General features: G+C 68.6%; 17 protein-coding genes. 14 read left to right on the top strand and 3 right to left on the bottom strand.

Going from position 1 to position 17,812, the window contains the following annotated elements; translation table 11 throughout:
• Window positions 1-9 precede the first annotated feature (9 nt).
• The 3 genes from ACSDQ9_RS12225 to ACSDQ9_RS12215 are packed head-to-tail and all read left to right on the top strand — an operon-like array spanning window position 10 to window position 3,519.
• Entirely contained in the window at window positions 10-1,107 is a 1,098-nt protein-coding gene (locus tag ACSDQ9_RS12225) for a CbiQ family ECF transporter T component (protein ID WP_435147415.1), read from the top strand.
• Entirely contained in the window at window positions 1,104-2,726 is a 1,623-nt protein-coding gene (locus tag ACSDQ9_RS12220; RefSeq protein ID WP_435147413.1) for an ABC transporter ATP-binding protein, read from the top strand. The genes ACSDQ9_RS12225 and ACSDQ9_RS12220 overlap by 4 nt, the downstream gene beginning before the upstream one ends.
• Window positions 2,719-3,519 carry an ECF transporter S component family protein gene (locus ACSDQ9_RS12215; protein WP_435147412.1) on the top strand — a complete coding sequence of 267 codons (801 nt, stop codon included), beginning with the start codon at window positions 2,719-2,721 and terminating at the stop codon, window positions 3,517-3,519. Before ACSDQ9_RS12220 ends, ACSDQ9_RS12215 begins: the two co-directional genes overlap by 8 nt.
• A gap of 89 nt (window positions 3,520-3,608) precedes the next feature.
• Here the strand turns inward: ACSDQ9_RS12215 and ACSDQ9_RS12210 are convergent, their stop codons facing one another.
• Window positions 3,609-5,060 carry a vWA domain-containing protein gene (locus ACSDQ9_RS12210; RefSeq protein ID WP_435147410.1) on the bottom strand — a complete coding sequence of 484 codons (1,452 nt, stop codon included), beginning with the start codon at window positions 5,058-5,060 and terminating at the stop codon, window positions 3,609-3,611.
• A 259-nt stretch (window positions 5,061-5,319) separates the two neighbouring features.
• Between ACSDQ9_RS12210 and ACSDQ9_RS12205 the strand changes: the two genes are divergently transcribed.
• The 9 genes from ACSDQ9_RS12205 to ACSDQ9_RS12165 all read left to right on the top strand — a co-directional run bounded on the left by ACSDQ9_RS12205 (window position 5,320) and on the right by ACSDQ9_RS12165 (window position 13,109).
• Window positions 5,320-5,505: a Flp family type IVb pilin gene (locus ACSDQ9_RS12205; protein ID WP_435147408.1), complete on the top strand. Its 186-nt coding sequence runs from the start codon at window positions 5,320-5,322 to the stop codon at window positions 5,503-5,505.
• 157 nt (window positions 5,506-5,662) lie between these two features.
• Entirely contained in the window at window positions 5,663-6,052 is a 390-nt protein-coding gene (locus ACSDQ9_RS12200) for a TadE family protein (protein WP_435147406.1), read from the top strand.
• Complete coding sequence (locus tag ACSDQ9_RS12195; RefSeq protein WP_435147404.1) at window positions 6,040-7,032, top strand: TadE/TadG family type IV pilus assembly protein; 993 nt, start codon at window positions 6,040-6,042, stop codon at window positions 7,030-7,032. The genes ACSDQ9_RS12200 and ACSDQ9_RS12195 overlap by 13 nt, the downstream gene beginning before the upstream one ends.
• A 19-nt stretch (window positions 7,033-7,051) precedes the next feature.
• Window positions 7,052-7,816 (top strand): Flp pilus assembly protein CpaB, encoded by a 765-nt coding sequence (gene cpaB / locus ACSDQ9_RS12190; RefSeq protein ID WP_435147402.1) that lies wholly within the window; start codon window positions 7,052-7,054, stop codon window positions 7,814-7,816.
• Window positions 7,813-8,964 (top strand): AAA family ATPase, encoded by a 1,152-nt coding sequence (locus ACSDQ9_RS12185; RefSeq protein WP_435147400.1) that lies wholly within the window; start codon window positions 7,813-7,815, stop codon window positions 8,962-8,964. The genes cpaB and ACSDQ9_RS12185 overlap by 4 nt, the downstream gene beginning before the upstream one ends.
• The gene (locus ACSDQ9_RS12180) at window positions 8,961-10,661 is read left to right on the top strand and encodes a CpaF family protein (RefSeq protein ID WP_435147398.1); all 1,701 of its coding nucleotides are present in this window, start codon (window positions 8,961-8,963) and stop codon (window positions 10,659-10,661) included. Before ACSDQ9_RS12185 ends, ACSDQ9_RS12180 begins: the two co-directional genes overlap by 4 nt.
• Before the next feature lie 24 nt (window positions 10,662-10,685).
• Window positions 10,686-11,630 carry a type II secretion system F family protein gene (locus tag ACSDQ9_RS12175; RefSeq protein ID WP_435147396.1) on the top strand — a complete coding sequence of 315 codons (945 nt, stop codon included), beginning with the start codon at window positions 10,686-10,688 and terminating at the stop codon, window positions 11,628-11,630.
• A 7-nt stretch (window positions 11,631-11,637) separates the two neighbouring features.
• The gene (locus ACSDQ9_RS12170; protein ID WP_435147394.1) at window positions 11,638-12,516 is read left to right on the top strand and encodes a type II secretion system F family protein; all 879 of its coding nucleotides are present in this window, start codon (window positions 11,638-11,640) and stop codon (window positions 12,514-12,516) included.
• Window positions 12,513-13,109 (top strand): prepilin peptidase, encoded by a 597-nt coding sequence (locus ACSDQ9_RS12165; RefSeq protein WP_435147392.1) that lies wholly within the window; start codon window positions 12,513-12,515, stop codon window positions 13,107-13,109. Before ACSDQ9_RS12170 ends, ACSDQ9_RS12165 begins: the two co-directional genes overlap by 4 nt.
• A gap of 183 nt (window positions 13,110-13,292) precedes the next feature.
• Here ACSDQ9_RS12165 and ACSDQ9_RS12160 read toward each other — a convergent pair whose 3' ends face one another.
• Window positions 13,293-13,904, bottom strand: coding sequence for a superoxide dismutase (locus ACSDQ9_RS12160; RefSeq protein WP_435147391.1), 612 nt, complete (start codon window positions 13,902-13,904; stop codon window positions 13,293-13,295).
• A 172-nt stretch (window positions 13,905-14,076) separates the two neighbouring features.
• On the opposite strand from ACSDQ9_RS12160, the gene ACSDQ9_RS12155 reads away from it, so the two are divergent.
• Together ACSDQ9_RS12155 and ACSDQ9_RS12150 are read left to right on the top strand one after the other, a co-directional pair.
• Window positions 14,077-14,874 carry an ABC transporter ATP-binding protein gene (locus ACSDQ9_RS12155; RefSeq protein ID WP_435147869.1) on the top strand — a complete coding sequence of 266 codons (798 nt, stop codon included), beginning with the start codon at window positions 14,077-14,079 and terminating at the stop codon, window positions 14,872-14,874.
• Window positions 14,844-16,445, top strand: coding sequence for a hypothetical protein (locus tag ACSDQ9_RS12150; RefSeq protein ID WP_435147389.1), 1,602 nt, complete (start codon window positions 14,844-14,846; stop codon window positions 16,443-16,445). Before ACSDQ9_RS12155 ends, ACSDQ9_RS12150 begins: the two co-directional genes overlap by 31 nt.
• A 95-nt stretch (window positions 16,446-16,540) precedes the next feature.
• Here the strand turns inward: ACSDQ9_RS12150 and ACSDQ9_RS12145 are convergent, their stop codons facing one another.
• Complete coding sequence (locus ACSDQ9_RS12145; RefSeq protein WP_435143774.1) at window positions 16,541-17,620, bottom strand: IS30 family transposase; 1,080 nt, start codon at window positions 17,618-17,620, stop codon at window positions 16,541-16,543.
• Window positions 17,621-17,812: the final 192 nt, after the last annotated feature.

Raw genomic sequence — 17,812 nt, 5'->3', positions numbered from 1 at the left:
GCCGCGCTGATGGCCCGCGTCGAGCCGGCGACCCATCCGTGGGCCTGGTGGGGGTGGGCGCTGCTGGCCGCGGGTGCGGTCAGCCTGTCGACCAATCCGCTGCTGCTCGTGCTGGTGATCGGCGCGGTCGCGGCGGTGGTGCTCGCCCGGCGCAGTGACGCCCCGTGGGCCCGCTCGGTGACCGCCTACTTCGTGTTGGCGCTGGTCATCGTGGGTTTCCGCGTGCTCATGCAGGTGGTCTTCGGCGGTCAGCGCACCGGCTTCGTGCTGGTCACCCTGCCCGAACTGGAGCTGCCCACCTGGGCCGCCGGCATTCGGCTCGGGGGTCCGGTCACCCTCAACGCGGTGCTCTCGGCCTTGTACGACGGGCTGCGGTTGGCGGCCATCATCATCTGCGTGGGCGCCGCGAACGCGCTCGCCAATCCGCGCCGGGCGCTGCGCAACGTGCCCTCCGCGCTGCACGAGTTGTCGGTGGCGGTGGTGATCGCCCTGTCGGTCGCCCCCCAATTGGTCGAGTCGCTGCACCGCGTGCGCCGCGCCCGTCGACTGCGCGGCGGCGCCGTGAAGGGGCTGCGAGCCGTGCCGGCGCTGATCGTGCCGATTCTCGAAGACGCCGTGGAGCGATCCCTCACCCTGGCCACCAGCATGGAGTCGCGCGGCTACGGCCGCACGCGTGACCTGGGTCGCGTGCCCCGGTGGGTCTCGGGGGCGCTGCTGATTGCCGTGCTGGTGGTCACCTTCGGGCTCTTCCTGCTGCTGGGGGTTCCCGGGGGGCTGTGGCCGGGGGTGGCCTGCTTGGTCGTCGGCGTCGTCGCCACCGTGGTGGGGCTGCGGCTGTCGGGCAGGCGGTTGGCGGTCACCCGCTATCGTCCCGATCGGTGGCGGTGGCGCGAGACCGCGGTCGTCGCCCTCGGGCTGGCCGGGTTGCTGGCGATCGTGGCCGTCACCCTGGTCGATGGGGCGAGCCTGAACCCGGCCACTCGTCCCCTCGTCTGGCCGCCCCTGCACCCCCTGTTCGTGGTGGCCGCGGTGGCCTTCGCGGCGCCGATCGCGGTCACCGTGCCCGACGTCACCCCCGACCCCTCCCGCGAACGGAGCCCGGCATGATCACCTTCGACCACGTCAGCATTCGATGGGACGAGGCCTCGGCCCCGGTGATCGCGGACGCCTCGTTCACCATCCCCGACGGTGACCTCTGCCTGGTCGTGGGCGGCACCGGGTCGGGCAAGTCGACGCTGCTGCAGGCGATCAACGGGCTGGTGCCGCACTTCTCGGGCGGCATTCTCACCGGCAACGTGCGTATCGACGGGCGCGACACCCGCGACCACCGTCCGCGCGAACTGGCCGACCTGATCGGGTTCGTCGGGCAGAATCCGCTGGCCGGTTTCGTCACCGACACCGTCGAGGACGAGGTGGCCTACGGCATGGAGCAGCTGGGGCTGCACCCGACGGCCATGCGCAAGCGCGTCGAGGAGACCCTCGACCTGATGAACATCGCGGAGTTGCGGCGGCGTCCGCTCACGCAGTTGTCGGGCGGGCAGCAGCAGCGGGTCGCGATCGCGTCGGTACTGGCGGCGCAACCGCGGGTGATCGTGCTGGACGAGCCGACCTCGGCCCTCGACCCGACCGCCGCGCAGGATGTGCTGGGGGCGATCACGACGCTGGTGCACGACGTCGGCATGACGGCCGTGGTGGCCGAGCACCGGCTCGAGCGGGTGATGCAGGCGGCCGATCAGGTGTTGTGGCTGCCGGGCGACGGGTCGGTGACGCTGGGTCCGGCGGCGCAGGTGCTGGGGCGGGCGTCGGTGGTGCCGCCGCTGGCCGAGGTGGCGCGTGCGCTCGGGTGGCGCGAGGTGCCCCTGTCGGTGCGCGACGCCCGTCGTCGGGTCGCCCGCGAAGCCATCTCCCCCATCGCCGGTCGAGTAGGGGCGAGGAACGAGCGACGTGTCGAGACCACCCCGCACGCCGACCGACGGGCCGAGATCGTCCGCACCTCCCACCTCACCGTCACCCACGGATCCCTCCGCGCCGTCGACGATCTCACCCTGACCCTCGACGGGGGCACCATCACCGCCCTGATGGGCCGCAACGGCGCCGGGAAGTCGTCCCTGATGTGGGCGCTCCAGGGCGCCCTCCGCAGCACCGGCACCCTCGCCATCGCCGATCAGGACCCGCGCACCCTCTCCGCCGGCGCCGCCCGCACGCTCGTGGGCCTCGTCCCCCAGGACGCCGGCGACCTGCTGCACCTGCACACTGTCGGGCTCGAGTGCGCCCAGGCCGACCGCGAGTCGCACGTCGCTCCCGGCACCACCGCCGACCTGCTGCACCGCCTCGGGGCCGACTTCTCCCCCGATCATCATCCGCGTGACCTCTCCGAGGGGCAGCGGTTGGCGCTCGTGCTGGCGATCCAGCTGTCGGCCCACCCCACCGTGATGCTGCTCGACGAGCCCACCCGCGGGCTCGACTACACGATGAAGCACAACCTCGCCGAGATCCTGCGCGGGCTGGCCGCCGAGGGCACCTGTGTGGTCGTCAGCACCCACGACGTCGAGTTCGCGGCAAAGGTGTCGTCGCGCACCATCGTCATGGCCGAGGGCGAGGTGGTCGCCGACGGATCGACCCGTGAGGTGTGCACGTCGTCGCCGGCCTTCGCTCCGCAGGTGACCAAGGTCTTCCTGCCCGAGAAGGTGCTCACCGTCGACGAGTTGGTGGCTCGCCATGACTGAGCGCGTCCTGCCTCGTCAGGCGCCGGTTCGCGCGGTGCCGCTGTCGCGCCGGTCGGTGCTGCTGCTGGCCCTTGTCACTCCGCTCACGGTGGCCGCGTTCGTGTGGCCGCTGTGGTTCAACCCCTCCGCCGTCGCCCACAACGGCCAGCTCGCCCCGCTCGTGTTCGCGCTCATCCTGCCCGTGGTCACGGCGGTGGTGATCTCGCACCTCACGGGCGACGATCTCGACGTCAAGGCGCTGGCACTCCTGGGAGTGATGTCGGCGGTGGTGGCGGTGGTTCGTCCGTTGGGGGCGGGCACCGCGGGCATCGAGACGGTCTTCTTCCCGATCATCATCGCCGGACGAGCCCTGGGCCCCGGGTTCGGATTCGTGCTCGGCACCACGGGTCTGCTCACGTCGGCGCTGCTCACCGGCGGCGTCGGACCGTGGTTGCCCTACCAGATGCTGGCCGCCGCCCTCGTCGGGCTGTTCGCGGGGTTGCTGCCCCGCGTGACCGGCTGGCTCGAGATCGCGATGCTGGCCGTGTGGGCGATGGTGATCTCGTTCGTCTACGGCTGGCTCATGGACCTGTCGTTCTGGCCGTTCATGACCGGCATCGGCTCGACGATCAGCTTCGACCCCGACGCCGGTCCGGCGGCGAACCTGCACCGCTTCGTGCTCTACAACGTGGCGACGTCGATGGGGTGGAATCTCGGACGAGCCCTGACCACGGCCGCACTGATCGTGGTGTTGGGGTCGCCGCTGTTGAGGGTGCTGCGGAGGGCTGCCCGCCGAGGCCGTTTCGCCTCCTGAGACCCGCCGTTTCCGCTGGTCGAGTAGGAGCGAGGAACGAGCGACGTGTCGAGACCACCCCGCACGCCGACCGACGAAGTGGGAGCCCCCTACCCCTTCACCATGTCGAGCATCCGGGTCCGCTGCGCGGTGTAGCGCAGCACGTGGCCGTCACCCACCTCGAGCGACTCCCCATCCGCCAGCACACCGGAGAACGATGAGGGCTTCCCGCCCTCAACCCGGCGCGTGCCCTTCACGGCCACTCGTCCGTCTCTGAGAGCCGACACCTTCACCGTCACCGCACCTCGCTGCGCCGATGACCCCACGCCGTCGAGCACGAACTCGTGGGCGACCTGGCCGTCTCGCACGATGGCCATCGACCCGTCCAAGCGCGGACGACGCGCCCGCACCACCGCGAGCACGATGCCGAGGGCGGCGATCAGCACCAGCGCGCCCAGGGCCGCCGGCAGCAGCCAGGTCGGACGAGCCGTCCCTCCGTCGACGGTTCCCACCACGGCACCGTCGGTGCCCCCGGTGGGAGCGGGTGTGCTGGCACCCCCACTGGGGCGTTGGCTGACCGTGGCGACGGGCTTCGACGGCCCACCCGGCACCACCACGGTCGCGTTGACCTTCGGCAGGGTGAGCCCCGCCGCGGTGAGCTCCCTCGCCCACGGACTGCCCAGCGTGGCCTTGAGCAGCGGCTTTGTCGCCGAGTCCCCGGTCAGAGTGATCGTCGACGTGGCCGTGGCTCCCGGCGCGAGGGTGACGGTGGCCGGGTTCTGCTGAGCGGTGCCACCGTCCAGGGCAACGCCCGTGACCGTGAGCGGCAGCTGAGTGGTGTGCGAGACCCAGGTTGCGGTCGCCGTGATGGTGTCGTCGGTGCGAACGACGTCGCTCAGCGTGAGGGTGGCTGGCTTGCCGAGGTCGGTGGCGAGGGCCTGCCCGATGCGCGCCTTGGTCAGTTCGGTGGTGATGCCGGCCAGGTAGCCGGAGATGTCGGCCGGGGTGGCGACGGAGGCTTGTGGGAAGACTTTCGTCAGCAGTCCGGCATCGGTCTTGTCGCCCACCGCGACGGCGAAGGCCCCGACCTCGCGGTTCTTGCGCGTCTGGTCGGCACGGGAGCGCAGTTGCGTCCAGGAGCCGCTGGTGGCGGTCGGGTACTTCGAGGTGGACGAGGCGTCGAGTTCGCCGTCGGTGAGCAACACGATGGCGGCCACCTTGCGGGCCCCCGATCCACCCAGCGCGGTGACGCCGGCGTCGATGGCGGCCCCGATGTCGGTCTGGTCACCGGTGGGGGTCGCGGGGAGTCGTCCGACCAATTGGGATGCGCTCGGGGAGGTCGCCGTCCAGGTTTGGCGGACTCCGTCGTCGAAGGTGATCAGCGTGACCCGGTCGGAGTCCTTGAGCTGGTTGGCGAGGGCGCCGACGGCTGCCCGCACCCGGCCCCAACGACCCTGCTGCTGCATGGAGGACGAGGTGTCGACCAGCAGCACGTAGTCGGTGGGTTCGGCGGTGATCTTGAGGCGGCCGGCAAGGTCAGACAGGGGGTCGGCGTGAGCCATCGGAACGAGCCCGACCAGTAACACCACAACCGTGACAAATACGGCCAGAACCCTGCGCACGCCCCCATCCTGACGCACGACGGTTCAGTCGTGAACAAACGTTACCGATCCGTGATGTTCACCCGTTGACCACCCCAGGGGGTGAGGCATAGCTTTCTTCCGGGAGGCACACACCACTGCCGTTCCGGGGGGAACGAACCGCAGTCCACACCACCACTTCGTGCTGCCCTTTCTCACACTCTCCGGAAGGAGCAACCCCATGGTTGCGCTGCTCGTTTTCGTCCAGAACGCCCTCCTGGGCCGTTTCCACAACAAGTCCAAGGGTGCCACCGCCGTTGAATACGGCATCATGGTGGCCCTCATCGCCGTGGTGATCATCGCCGGGGTGACGTTGCTCGGCAAAGAGCTGCTCGCGCTCTTCAACAGTGTCGCTGGGTCGATCTGACCCACCCCACTGTGCCCGGCGCCCGGACACGAGCGCCGGGCACAGAGCGTTTCTGCAAGCCAGGTGATGGCCAACGATAGGTGGCTCTCACAGAGAGCAACCGCTTTCTCCTCTTGCAGAACGACAGCCCATCCCTTTTCTCTCCTAGGGGCAGGACATGCGCAGGTCACGTGACTCCCGCGGCGCGGCCGCGGTCGAGTTCGCCATCATCGCCCCCATTCTGATCACCCTGCTGCTTGGCGTCATGGAGTTCGGCTACCAGTTCGTGCTCGCCGGCGCCACGGCCTCGGCCGCCCGCGAGGGAGCCCGCGCTGCCGCTGTCAGTGACAGCCAGGCCAATGGTGCAGCGGCCGCCACCAACCGCATGTCCACCGTCCCCCTGACCGGCACCCTCGGGGTGACCGTGGTCAAGCTCGGCTCCGGTGACGCCTGCGTCTGGCGGGCCACGGTGCGGGTCAACGGCTCTGGGCTCACAGGCTTCTTCGACTCCCTTGTTCCCGGCGGGCTCAACGTGCAGTCACAAGGAGAGATGCGATGCGGAGGCTGACCATTCGCCGCGAGCGACACTTCGCCGCCAGCCGCCCCGACGAGCGCGGAGCCGTCGCGGTCACCACCGCTCTCGTCTTCGTGATCCTGATGCTGTTCGTCGCAGTCGCCATCAATCTTGGAGCACTGTTCTGGGACCGCCAACAGGGGCAGAACGGCGCCGACTCCGCGGCACTCGCACTGGCGCAGACCTGCGCCAAGGGCGGCTGTGGCGGCGGGGTCACGGCATCCATGCAAGCCATGGCCACCTCGTTCGTGAACGGCAGCAAGACCGACGCCAACGCCGAGTGGACCTCCATCACCCTCGGCGTCACCTGCTCTGGCGTCGCCAAGGCCAACACCGTCACTGTGCGAGTCTCCACAGAGCGCACACCCCTGGCCCCCGGGACCGGGGGCGGTAGCGACACCACCGGCACGTGCGCCACGGCCGCCTGGGGAGGTGTTGGCTCGGCGAACGTCATTCCTTGGGTCGTATCAATGTGTAACGTCGCAGAGAGCTTGGCTGCCGGAACGCCCCTGACCATTTATAGCAAGGGCCCCATGGTCGACTGCACCCCTAGCGGTGTTCCACACTCAGTGCCCGGCGGATTCTCTTGGCTGTCGGGAACCGACGCAGACTGCAATGTCGCCACGTCCGTTGACGGCTGGGTCACATCCCAGACCGGAGCCAAGCCCACTGGTGCCAACACGAGCGCTGCCTGCGCCGCGCTCTTCAGCTCCCTTGCAGGCAAAGTCGTGATGATTCCCCTGTTTGACGACATGCGACTCACGGGCTCGAACGCCCAGTATCACATCGTCGCGTACGCAGCGATTCAGATCACGCAGTACTGTCTCTCCAACGGATCCCCAAGCTGGTCGAATGTGTCACCATGCAACGGGTCGACGTTCTACATCAAGGGAACGTTCCAGCGGTTGGTGCCGCTCGAAGAGACCATTGGCGGGCCCGACTTCGGTGTCACCACCATCCAACTGACCGAATGAACCAGGAACCCTGCCTCTCATGAAACGACGCGTCGTCGCCGCCATCCTTGCCAGCGTCCTGGCCCTCGCCGGCGTCGCCATGATCGCCCTCTACGTGCGCAATGCCGACGCCCGGGCCATGCGCAAGCTCGATCCGGTCGAAGTCTTCGTCGTCACCCAGGAGATCCCGAAGGGACAGGCCGTCGAGCTCGGCACCAACATCGACGTGGCCCGCCTCCCCCGCGTGGCGGTCGCCCCGGGTGTCGTGACCAACCTCGCGACCCTCAACGGTTTGGTGGCCGACACGACGCTGCATCCTGGGGAGCAGTTGTTCAGCTCACGCTTCACCACGCCCGAGGCCCTCACCAATGACGAGGTGACCGTGCCGGAGGAGCTCGTCCAGATCACCATCAAGCTCGCACCGGAACGGCTGCTGGGCGGCGAGCTCAAGGCCGGCAACACCGTCGGCGTCGATCTGTCCTGGGTCGACACCAACTCGGTGCACTACACCTACCCGTTCGTCCACAAGATCCTGGTGACCCGGGTCGCCGACGCCGAGACCCAACCGTCGACCGACGAGAGCGCCCCTCCTCAGGCTCCCGGCACCAAGTACGTCACCTTGGCGGTCTCGAACACGCAGGCCGACCGCATCATCTGGGCCGCCGAACACGGCACGGTCTGGCTCACGCTCGAGCGGGAGAACTCGAAGACCGACGACGGCAAGCTGATCGTGTGGGGCGACCCCAACGGTGAACCGCCGGTCACCGTGCCCACCAGCTCGGCGAGCGCGGAGTCGGGCTCGTGAGCGGGCTGGTGCTGCTGGCGCAGACTCCGAACACGGTCGAGCGGGTCACCCAGGCCAGTGGTGGTCAGGTGACGCCGCTCACGGGCGACCAGACGAGGAACGCCCAGTTGGTCGCGCAACATCTCGGGGCCGACCCCGACCTGGTGCTCATCGAGGCCACCTCCGACCCGCAGGAGGCGTTGGCGATCACGACCTGGGCCGTGCAACGATTCGGCACTCCCGTGGTGCTGCTCAGTGACGACGTCAGCCTCGGCCTGCCGGCCATGCGCGCCGGCGCGCGCGATCTCGTGTCGCCGACCGCCGACCCCGCGGCCTTGCGGGAGGCGATCGACCGGAACCGGCGCGTGCAGGCGGCGGCCCAGCACACCCGTCGGGGGCGAGTCGTCACCGTCGCGTCGCCCAAGGGCGGCGTCGGCAAGACGACTGTCACCACCAATGTGGCCATCGGGCTGGCGCAGGCAACCGGCGAACCCACCGTGCTCGTCGACCTCGACCTGCACTTCGGCGACGTAGCCAGCGCCCTGAACCTCACCCCCGAGTACGCGCTCCCCGACACGGCCCGCGCTGCCGCGGCTGGCGACCCGCTCGCCCTCAAGCCCTACCTGACTCGCCACGAGACGGGGCTGTGGGTCGTCGCAGGATCGGACGATCCGGTTGCCGCCGACAGCATCACCGCCACCGAGATCACCAATCTGATCACCACTCTCGCGCTCGACTTCGCCCATGTGGTCATCGACACCGCCCCGGGATTGTCCGAGGCCACGCTGGCTGCTCTCGACCAGACCAGCGATCTCGTGCTGGTCACGGGTCTGGACGTGCCGGGGGTTCGCGGGCTCCGCAAGGAGATCGAGACTCTGAATGAGCTGTCGATGCTGATGGAGTCGCGCCAGATCGTGCTGAACTTTGCCGACCCCTCGCGCGGGCTGACCGTTGCTGATGTCGAGGCAACCATCGGGGCCAAGGTCGACACCGTGCTGCCCACCTCGTCGTTGATTCCCATCTCGGTGAACCAAGGCATCCCCTTGCTGCAGACCCGAGGTAAGGACAAGATCACCCGCGAGCTCGACGGCGTCGTGGGCCGGCTGGTGGGACGCCCCGAACCGCAGGCCAAGCGGTCGCTGTTCGGTCGCCGCAAGGAGGGGGCGTGAACCTCGCCGAACGTCTCGCCGCGGCCCGCGGCCAGAGCGGCGCCTCGCCCGCTGAACACTCGCCGGAGCCCGGGGAGAACGGAGCCGACCAGCACGTGCCGGACCCGAGCAAGGCCGATCAGGCCGTGCCAGATCAGGCTGAGTCCAACCTGGCCGCGTCCGACTTGGCCCTGTCCGAGCACGATGGGGCCGTCCCCCAGAACCCCAGCGACGGCGCGGACCTGGGCCCCCAGCCAACGGGCCAGTCGCCCACTCCACCCCAGAACAGCCCTTCGCTCGCCCAACCGCCCTCGCCCCCCGAGCCGCGGTCGCCGTGGGCCGCCCCCATGCGCGGTCTCTCCCCCACCCCCAACGACGAGTCCGACCAGCGACCCGGCGGCCTGGCCGCACGTGGGGTGGCCACCGTCGGCCGCAACGACGCCATGCAGCGACTGCAGGACCGCACCGTCGAGAGTCTCTACGAACGTCTCGGAGCTCACCTGTCCGACGGGGAGCTCAGCGACGACCAACTGCGTCAGTTGGTGCAGGGCGAGTTGGCGCAGGTCATCGAGGGCGAGGGCTTGGCCATGAGCAGCCAGGAGCGTCGGCGGTTCGTCGATGACATCCTCGCCGACATTCTCGGACTGGGCCCCATTCAAGGCTTCCTGAACGACCCGGCGATCACAGAGGTGATGGTCAACGGTCCCAACAACGTCTACATCGAGCACGCCGGCCGCATCTATCGAACCGAGGCCCGGTTCCGCGACGAGACCCACCTGCGCCAGATCATCGACCGCATCGTCGGCCGGATCGGTCGTCGCGTCGACGAGGCCTCTCCTCTGGTCGACGCACGCCTCGAGGACGGCTCCCGCGTCAACGCCATCATCGCTCCCCTCGCCGTGAGTGGTTCGACGCTGACCATCCGCAAGTTCAGCCACGACGCCCTCAGCGTCCACGACCTGATTCGCCTCGACACCCTGTCGCCACAGATCGCCGAACTGCTGTCAGCCTGTGTGCGGGCCCGGCTCAACATCTTGATCTCGGGCGGCACCGGCACGGGCAAGACGACCCTGCTCAACGTCATCTCGTCGTTCATCCCGCCGGGTGAGCGCATCATCTCGATCGAAGACGCCGTCGAGCTGCAGCTGCAGCAACCGCACGTCGTGCGCTTGGAGTCGCGCCCGCCCAACATCGAGGGCAAGGGCGAGGTGAGCATCCGTGACCTGGTGCGCAATGCCCTGCGCATGCGCCCCGACCGCATCGTCGTCGGCGAGGTGCGTGGGGCCGAGGCCCTCGACATGCTGCAGGCCATGAACACCGGTCACGACGGCTCGCTGTCGACGGTTCACGCCAGCACCCCCCGCGATGCTCTCTCACGCCTCGAGACCCTGGTGCTGATGGCCGGGCTCGAGCTGCCCCTGCGGGCCATCCGCGAGCAGGTCGCCAGCTCGATCGACCTGATCGTGCAGCTGGGCCGTCTGCGCGACGGCACCCGCCGCGTGGTGGCGGTCACCGAGGTGCACGGCATGGAAGGGCAGACGGTCACCCTGCAGGACGTCTTCCTCTTCGACTACTCGGCCGGGGTCGATCCCAACGGACGATTCCTCGGCCACGTGCTGCCCACGGGCGTCCGTCCGGCCTTCGCGGACCGCTTCGCCGAACTGGGCATCCAGCTCCCCCCGCAGACCTTCGGGGAGGTCACCACATGGCTGCGCTGACGCGCCCGAGCAGGCAGGCCCACCGTGTCCTGGCTTCCTGACTGGCAACTCTCGCTGGCGGCCACCGCCGGTCTGGTGGCCTTCATCATCCTGCTGCTGCTGATCGTCGCCCCTCGTCCGAAGGTGGTCTCACGTAGCCGTCGGCGACCTGGAGTGGTGCAGCAGGCGGGGCCCCTGAGCGGGGTGGCCGAGCGCGTCACCGGCGGGGTCGACCGCGTGCTGACCAGCCGGAACAGCGCCCTGGCCGAGCGCCTGGAACTGGCAGGCATCAAGACCCCTGCGAGCCACTATGTGGTGCTCACCGGATCGGCGACCCTGGCGGCGGTCGCTCTGGGACTGCTGTTGAGGCTGCCCCTGCTGGCTCTGGTGATGCTGGTGGCCGTGCCCTTGGTCTCGGTACTGATCGTGTCGCTACGCACCGACCATCGGCGCACATCGTTCTCGAACCAGCTCGACGAAACTGCCCAGATGCTCGCCGGCGGCCTGCGCTCGGGCTACTCGTTCCCGCAGGCGATGGCCGCCGTCGGACGAGAGGCCCAGGCCCCCACGAATGAGGAGTTCGTGCGCATCACCAACGAGCTGCGCCTCGGGCGCTCGCTCGCCGAGACGATGGAGAACACCGCCAGGCGCATGCGCAGCGAGGACTTCTCGTGGATCGGGCAGGCGGTGACCATCAACCGCGAGGTCGGCGGCAACCTCGCCGATGTGCTCGACAACGTCTCCCAGACCATCCGTCAACGCGCCCAACTGCGCCGCCAGGTGCAGTCGCTCAGCGCGGAGGGTCGGCTGTCGGCGATCGTGCTGGTGTTGCTGCCCTTCGTGATTCTGGGGTTGCTGCTGCTGGTCAACCCCGGCTACGTCGGGGTGCTGTTCACCAACGTGCTCGGCTGGGTGATCATCGGGCTCGCGGTGGTTCTGCTCGTCGTCGGCAGTCTGTGGCTGCGCTCCGTCGTCCGGATCAAGTACTGAGGTCGCCATGATCTACGTCGCTGTTGCAGCCTTCGCCCTCGGCACCACGATCGTGCTGACGCTGCTGTTCGCCGGCCCCGACCCGGTGCGGGCCCGGGCGGTCTCGAACTTGGGCCGTGGTTCCGAGACGCCGATCGCCAGCACGCGTCGCACCCAAGGAAACCTCGGGTTCGCTCGCTTCATCGACACCCCGAAGCGGCGCAATGCTCTGGAGTTGGCGCTCGCCAGAGCCGGATTCCCGGGTGGCTGGACGGTCGACCAGTTGCTCTCCATCAAGGTGCTGGCCTCACTGTTCTTCGGCGTGCTCACGGTGGTGTCGTGGGTGGCCGGCGGCAAACCACTGCTGGTGATCATGCTGCTCGTGCTCACCGTGCTCGGTTACTTTCTGCCCGACCTGCTGCTCTACAACACCTTCCTCAAGCGGCGAGAGGCGATCGACCTCGCCCTGCCCGACACGCTGGACCAGATGACGATTGCCGTGCAGGCTGGCCTCGGATTCGACGCCGCCATGGTGCGCGTCGCCAGGAGCGGACGCAGTGTGTTGGCCCGCGAACTCGTGCGGACCCTGCAGGACATCCAGGTCGGGCAGTCACGGCGCAACGCCTACGAAGATCTGGCCCGCCGCACCGGTTCGGCCCCCCTGCGCCGCTTCACCCGCACCGTCATCCAGGCCGAGGCCTACGGCATTCCGCTCGCCGCCGTGCTCACCTCACAGGCAGACGAGATGCGCGTCATGCGCCGCCAGCTCGCCGAGAAGAAGGCCATGGAGATCCCGGTCAAGGTGGTGTTCCCCCTGATCATCTGTATCTTGCCGGTGATCTTCCTGGTCATCCTTGGCCCGGCGGTGATCAACATCATCGGCACGCTGTCCAAGGTCATCGGGTGACCGAAGGCACGCCCGTCGCCGCCGTTCCCCGCTGGGTTTACCTGGTCACGGCCTTGGTGGTGCTGGTCTGGGCCGCCCTGGTGCTGAACGACATGTGGGCTCTCCCCGCCTTCGCCGTCCTCGCCTGGGCGTGGGGCGCCGGAGTGGCCACCGACCTCGTCCGTCACGACCTGCCCGACCGGTTCACGCTGCTCCCCTACCCGCTCGTGCTCGTGGCGCTGCTGCTGCCGGCCGCGGCTCACGGCGAGTGGCGACGATGGCTGGCGGCCCTGGTGACCGGTCTGGTGACCGCGGTGGTGCTGTTCGTGATCGCCTTCATCAACCCGAGCGGGTTCGGGCTGGGAGACGTGAAACTCGGGCTCACCACCGGGACGGCACTCGGGTGGGTCGGGGGTCTGACCGCCGGCGCAGTGGTGCATGGCCTGCGCATGGGGCTGGTCGGCATCTTCGTGGCGTTCGCCCTGTTCGCGGTCGTCGGGGTGGTGCTGCTGGTGGCGCGGCGAGCGGGGCGGACCACTGACGTCGCGTTCGGTCCGTTCATGGTGGCGGGAGTGCTGCTGGCGCCGGCGGCGGCAGCGCTGCTGGGCTGGTGACCACCACCCGTCTTCCCACCGCAAACCGGCACCAAAAGGTGCGACCCCCAGGAAAGTTCCTGGGGGTCGCACCGTTTCCTGAGAGTCTGCGCGTAGCGCCCTCAGATCACAGCGGGTCTGCGCGTAGCGCCCTCAGATCACAGCGGGTCTGCGCGTAGCGCCCTCAGATCACGCGTCGGTGACTCAGATCAGGTCGGCAGCCTTGGCCTTGGTGAAGCGCTCGTTCACGTCGGCCCAGTTGATGACGTTCCACCAGGCGGTGACGTAGTCGGCCTTCACGTTCTTGTACTGCAGGTAGTAGGCGTGCTCCCACATGTCGAGCTGCAGCACCGGCACCTGACCGGCCGGCAGGTTGCCCTGCTGGTCGAACAGCTGCGCCACGTTCAGACGCTTGCCCAGCAGGTCCCACACGAGCATCGACCAACCGGACCCCTGCAGGGCCTTGGCGTTCTCGTTGAAGTGGTTCTGGAAGCCCTCGAACGATCCGAAGTACTCGTCGATCGCCGCGGCCAGCTCGCCGTCGGGACGCTCGCCACCCTCGGGCGACATGTTCTTCCAGAAGACCGAGTGGTTCACGTGACCACCGAGGTGGAAGGCCAGGTCCTTCTCGAGCTTGTTGACGGCCCCGAAGTCGTTCTTCTCCCGCGCCTCGGCCAGCTTCTCCAGGGCGGTGTTGGCCCCCGCGACGTAGGCGGCATGGTGCTTGCTGTGGTGCAGCTCCATGATCTCGGGCGCGATGTGGGGCGCCAGCGCCGAGTAGTCGTAGTCGAGGTCGGGCAGGGTGTAGACAGCCATGTTTCGCCTTTCGTTGCGGTTCACGCTTCGTACGGGGACGAGGTCCATTCAATCCCTCATCCGTCCTTGGTTCAACGGAATCGACGATGGTCGCATTCCGGGTGACCGGCATGTGGGATTGGATGAGGGGGTGAGTGAACCCCAGCCCCCCACCCAGCAGACCACGACCACTCTGGCGCCACCACCCCCGCCGGGAGGTGTGCCGGCACTCGAGATCAGGGGTCTCACCAAGCGGTTCGGCGCGAAGGTCGCCGTGGACGACCTGTCGCTGCTGGTTCCCGCCGGCTGTCTGTTCGGGCTCGTCGGGCCCAACGGGGCCGGCAAGACCACCACCTTGTCGATGGCGACGGGGCTGCTTCGTCCCGATGCCGGCGGCGTACGCATCTGGGGCGACGACGTCTGGCACGACCCCATCCGCGCCAAGGCCCACATGGGGGTGCTGCCCGACGGCATGCGTCTGTTCGACCGTTTGAGCGGACGAGAGCTTCTCCGGTTCGTGGGCCAGATGCGGCGAGTGCCCTCGTCCGAGATCACCGATCGCAGCGAGGCACTGCTGGCGGCGCTGGGGCTGACGGCCGACGCGGACACCCTCGTGGTCGACTACTCCGCGGGCATGACGAAGAAGATCGGGCTGGCGTGCGCGCTGATCCACAACCCTCGGCTGCTGCTGCTCGACGAGCCGCTCGAGGCGGTCGACCCGGTGTCGAGCCAAGGAATCCGGGCGATGCTCAAGCAGTTCGTCGGCGCCGGCGGCACCGTGGTGATCTCGTCGCACGTGATGGAGCTGGTGGAGTCGCTGTGTGACGCCGTCGGGGTGATCGCCGGGGGCCGCGTGCTCGCCGTCGGACCCACCGACGAGGTCAAGCAGGGCAAGCCGCTGCAGGATCGCTTCGTCGAGCTCGTCGGCGGTGCCCAGTACGTCGGAGGGGAGGCCATGTCGTGGTTGGGACGCTCGTCCGACTCCAACTGAAGCTCGGCTGGCGGTCGGCCCGACGCAATGTCGGGGTGATGATCGCCATCATCATCGGCTACCTCTACGGCCTCGGGTTCGTCGCGGCCGCGCTGGCCGGTCTGACGGCGCTGCGCGCGCAGCCGGTGGTGCTGGCCGGCATTGTCACGACCCTCGGGTTCGGGCTGGTCACCCTGGTGTGGCCGCTGGTCACGCTGCTGGTGGCCGGCATGGACCAGACCCTCGACCCCGGACGATTCGCCCTCTTCCCCGTGCGGGCCCGGCAACTGATGCCGGGGCTGCTGGCGGCCAGCCTCACCGGAGTCGGCGCGCTGGTGACCATTGCGCTCGGCATCGGGCAGGTGATCACCTGGTCGCACAGTGCCGGCGAGTTGGTGGCGGCGATCGTGGCGATGGTGATCGGCGTGCCCACCTGCGTGCTGCTGGCGCGCACCCTGGCCAGCTACTTCTCGTCGGCGTTCACCCAGCGCAAGTGGCGCGACGTGGCCGCCGTGATCCTCGGACTGTTCGGCCTGACGATCGGGCTGGCGATCCAGGTGCTGCAGCGCACCGTGATGGAGCACGTGCATGACCTCACGGCGACGCTCACCCCGATCGCTCGCGTGGTCGGCTGGACGCCCGTCGCGTGGGCATGGTCGATGCCGTGGGAGGCCTCGCAGGGGGCCTGGTTGTCGGTGCTGGTGAAGCTCGTGCTGTCGTCCGGTTTCCTGGTCGTGTTGTGGAGGTTGTGGGAACGGCAGTTGGACGAGGCGCTCATCTCGCCGCTCACCACGGGCGGATATGGCAGCAAGGTGAAGGCCAACTCGTGGCTCGATCGGCTGTTCCCGCACACACCGGCCGGGGCGGTGGCCGCCCGCTCGCTGCGGTACTGGCGGCGCGATCCCCGGCACCTGATGGTGGTCGTCTCGGTGGTGCTGATGCCGATCCTGATGGCGACGCCGATCCTGCTCAACCCCGAACTCGGGGGCGCCGCCCGTGCCACCACCACGCTCTACCCCATCGGCGGCATGGTGATGATGGCCGGTCTGACCGTCGCCGCCGAGATCGTCTACGACGGGTCGGCCCTGTGGGGGCACATCGTCTCGGGGCTCACGGGCAGGGACGACCGCTGGGGTCGCGTGCTGGCGGTGTCGTGCATCCTGGCCCCGATCGCTCTGGTGCTGTCGGTGGTCTTCCTGCTGCTCTCGCGGCAGTGGGCGCTGGCTCCGGGGCTGGTCGGAGGCACCTTCGGCGCTGCGGCTGCGGGAGTTGGCGTCGGGTCGGTGGTGGGCGCGGTCTGGCAGTACTCGGCTCCCCCGCCGGGGCAGAACGCCTTCGGGAAGTCGTCGGGTGGCGGCCTGGTGGGACTGCTGTCGACGGTGGTGTGCATGGTCGCCAGCTTCGTGGTGTCGCTGCCGATCACGGTGCTGACGGTGATCAGCCTCGACCGCCCCGGTTTCAGCTGGCTGGTGCTGCTGGCGTCGGTGATTCTGGGGCCGCTCTACGTCTGGGCGGGCGTCCGCTGGGGAGGAAGCATCCTCGACAAGACCTGGCCCGAGGTCCTCAAGCGAGTCACCTACGAAAAGACCTGATCCCGGCCGTCGGGACCATCGTCCGCCCTCCTCCCCCCTCCTCCCCCCAAACCCGCACCAAAACGTGCGACTCCCAGGAATCCTCCTGGGTGGTCTCAATCGGTCAGTGCAACGGTGAGTAGTTGTTGCAGTTTCTCACGTGGGGTGAGGGCGTTGAGAGTTTCGCGGGGTCGGTCGTTGAGGAGGTTCTGGACGTGGAGGATCTCGGCGTCGGTGATCTGGGCGAAGTCGGTGGGTTTTGGCCAGAAGTCGCGGATCAGGCCGTTGGTGTTCTCGTTGCTGCCTCGTTGCCACGGGCTGTGGGGGTCGCAGAAGTAGACCTGGGTGTGGGTGGCGAGGCTGAACGTGGGGTGCTCGGCCATCTCGGATCCTTGGTCCCAGGTGAGTGACTTCATCTGCATCTGCGCTGGCAGGGTGGCGGCCATGGCGATCAACGCGTCGACAACGGTGGTGCTGTCGTGTTGGTCGGGCAGCCGATGGAGCAGGACGAACCGTGAGGCGCGTTCGACCAAGGTGATGATGGCGGTCTGGTTGCGTGCTCCGAGGACCAAGTCACCCTCCCAGTGGCCCGGGATCGCTCGATCGGCTGCCTCGGCCGGTCGTGTGGAGATGTGATGACCCTGCAGCCATGGTCGTCCCGTCCGGGGCGGTAGCTTCGAGTGGGGGATGCGGTGGGTCCGTCCGGATCGCAGTGCCTTGTCGATCCTCAGTTCCTCGCGCAGGGAACCCCTGCCCTGGACGTAGAGGGCCTGGTAGATCGTCTCGTGGCTCACGGAACCATCTTTGCCATGCTGCGCCGCCAGACGGATCGACACCTGCCGGGGCGACCAGTGAGAGTTCAACCCCTCGACGACCCGTTGCCGCAGCACGGGATCGTCCAACCTTGACCGTTTCGGACGTCCCCGACGGCCCGCGGCCGCGGTCTCGGCAGCCTCAGCCCGATACCCGGTCGGTGTCGAGTTGCGGGCGATCTCTCGGCTGACCGTCGACGCCGACACCCCCAGCTGGCCGGCGATGCGCCGTAACGACCACCGCTGGACCAACCCGACATGGATCAACGTCCGATCCGCCAACGACAACCGGGCCCCGTGTGACGGCGCCGGGTGCGGCAGCACCGGCCGTACAACCTCGACCTCAACAACCAGACCGCCATGACGACCACGCTTCAGATCCATGCCAGCAGCATGCAACCAACCAGCAGCCGTCCCCGCGCTCACACCCACCTGATCCGCGGCCCTCTGCGCCGAGTACCCCGACGCCGCCAACCACAGCACCCACTCCCGCATCCACCCCGGGTAACCCGGATTCCCACGACGCATGCAACACCTCCGAACAACGTGTTGCACTGACACCCTGACTCCACCCTG

Origin of the sequence: Aestuariimicrobium soli (genome assembly GCF_051192575.1) — a bacterium.
GTDB lineage: Bacteria > Actinomycetota > Actinomycetes > Propionibacteriales > Propionibacteriaceae > Aestuariimicrobium > Aestuariimicrobium soli.
The sequence above is the reverse complement of the archived record's forward strand: the minus strand, read 5'-3'. Positions and strand labels throughout refer to the sequence as shown.

Excerpts from the sequence above, each read along its gene's own strand:
- ACSDQ9_RS12225 (WP_435147415.1), top strand. The coding sequence starts at position 10 with ATGGCCCGCGTCGAGCCGGCGACCCATCCGTGGGCCTGGTGGGGGTGG.
- ACSDQ9_RS12220 (WP_435147413.1), top strand. The coding sequence starts at position 1,104 with ATGATCACCTTCGACCACGTCAGCATTCGATGGGACGAGGCCTCGGCC.
- ACSDQ9_RS12215 (WP_435147412.1), top strand. The coding sequence starts at position 2,719 with ATGACTGAGCGCGTCCTGCCTCGTCAGGCGCCGGTTCGCGCGGTGCCG.
- ACSDQ9_RS12210 (WP_435147410.1), bottom strand. The coding sequence starts at position 5,060 with ATGGCTCACGCCGACCCCCTGTCTGACCTTGCCGGCCGCCTCAAGATC.
- ACSDQ9_RS12205 (WP_435147408.1), top strand. The coding sequence starts at position 5,320 with ATGGTTGCGCTGCTCGTTTTCGTCCAGAACGCCCTCCTGGGCCGTTTC.
- ACSDQ9_RS12200 (WP_435147406.1), top strand. The coding sequence starts at position 5,663 with ATGCGCAGGTCACGTGACTCCCGCGGCGCGGCCGCGGTCGAGTTCGCC.
- ACSDQ9_RS12195 (WP_435147404.1), top strand. The coding sequence starts at position 6,040 with ATGCGGAGGCTGACCATTCGCCGCGAGCGACACTTCGCCGCCAGCCGC.
- cpaB (WP_435147402.1), top strand. The coding sequence starts at position 7,052 with ATGAAACGACGCGTCGTCGCCGCCATCCTTGCCAGCGTCCTGGCCCTC.
- ACSDQ9_RS12170 (WP_435147394.1), top strand. The coding sequence starts at position 11,638 with ATGATCTACGTCGCTGTTGCAGCCTTCGCCCTCGGCACCACGATCGTG.
- ACSDQ9_RS12160 (WP_435147391.1), bottom strand. The coding sequence starts at position 13,904 with ATGGCTGTCTACACCCTGCCCGACCTCGACTACGACTACTCGGCGCTG.
- ACSDQ9_RS12145 (WP_435143774.1), bottom strand. The coding sequence starts at position 17,620 with ATGGATCTGAAGCGTGGTCGTCATGGCGGTCTGGTTGTTGAGGTCGAG.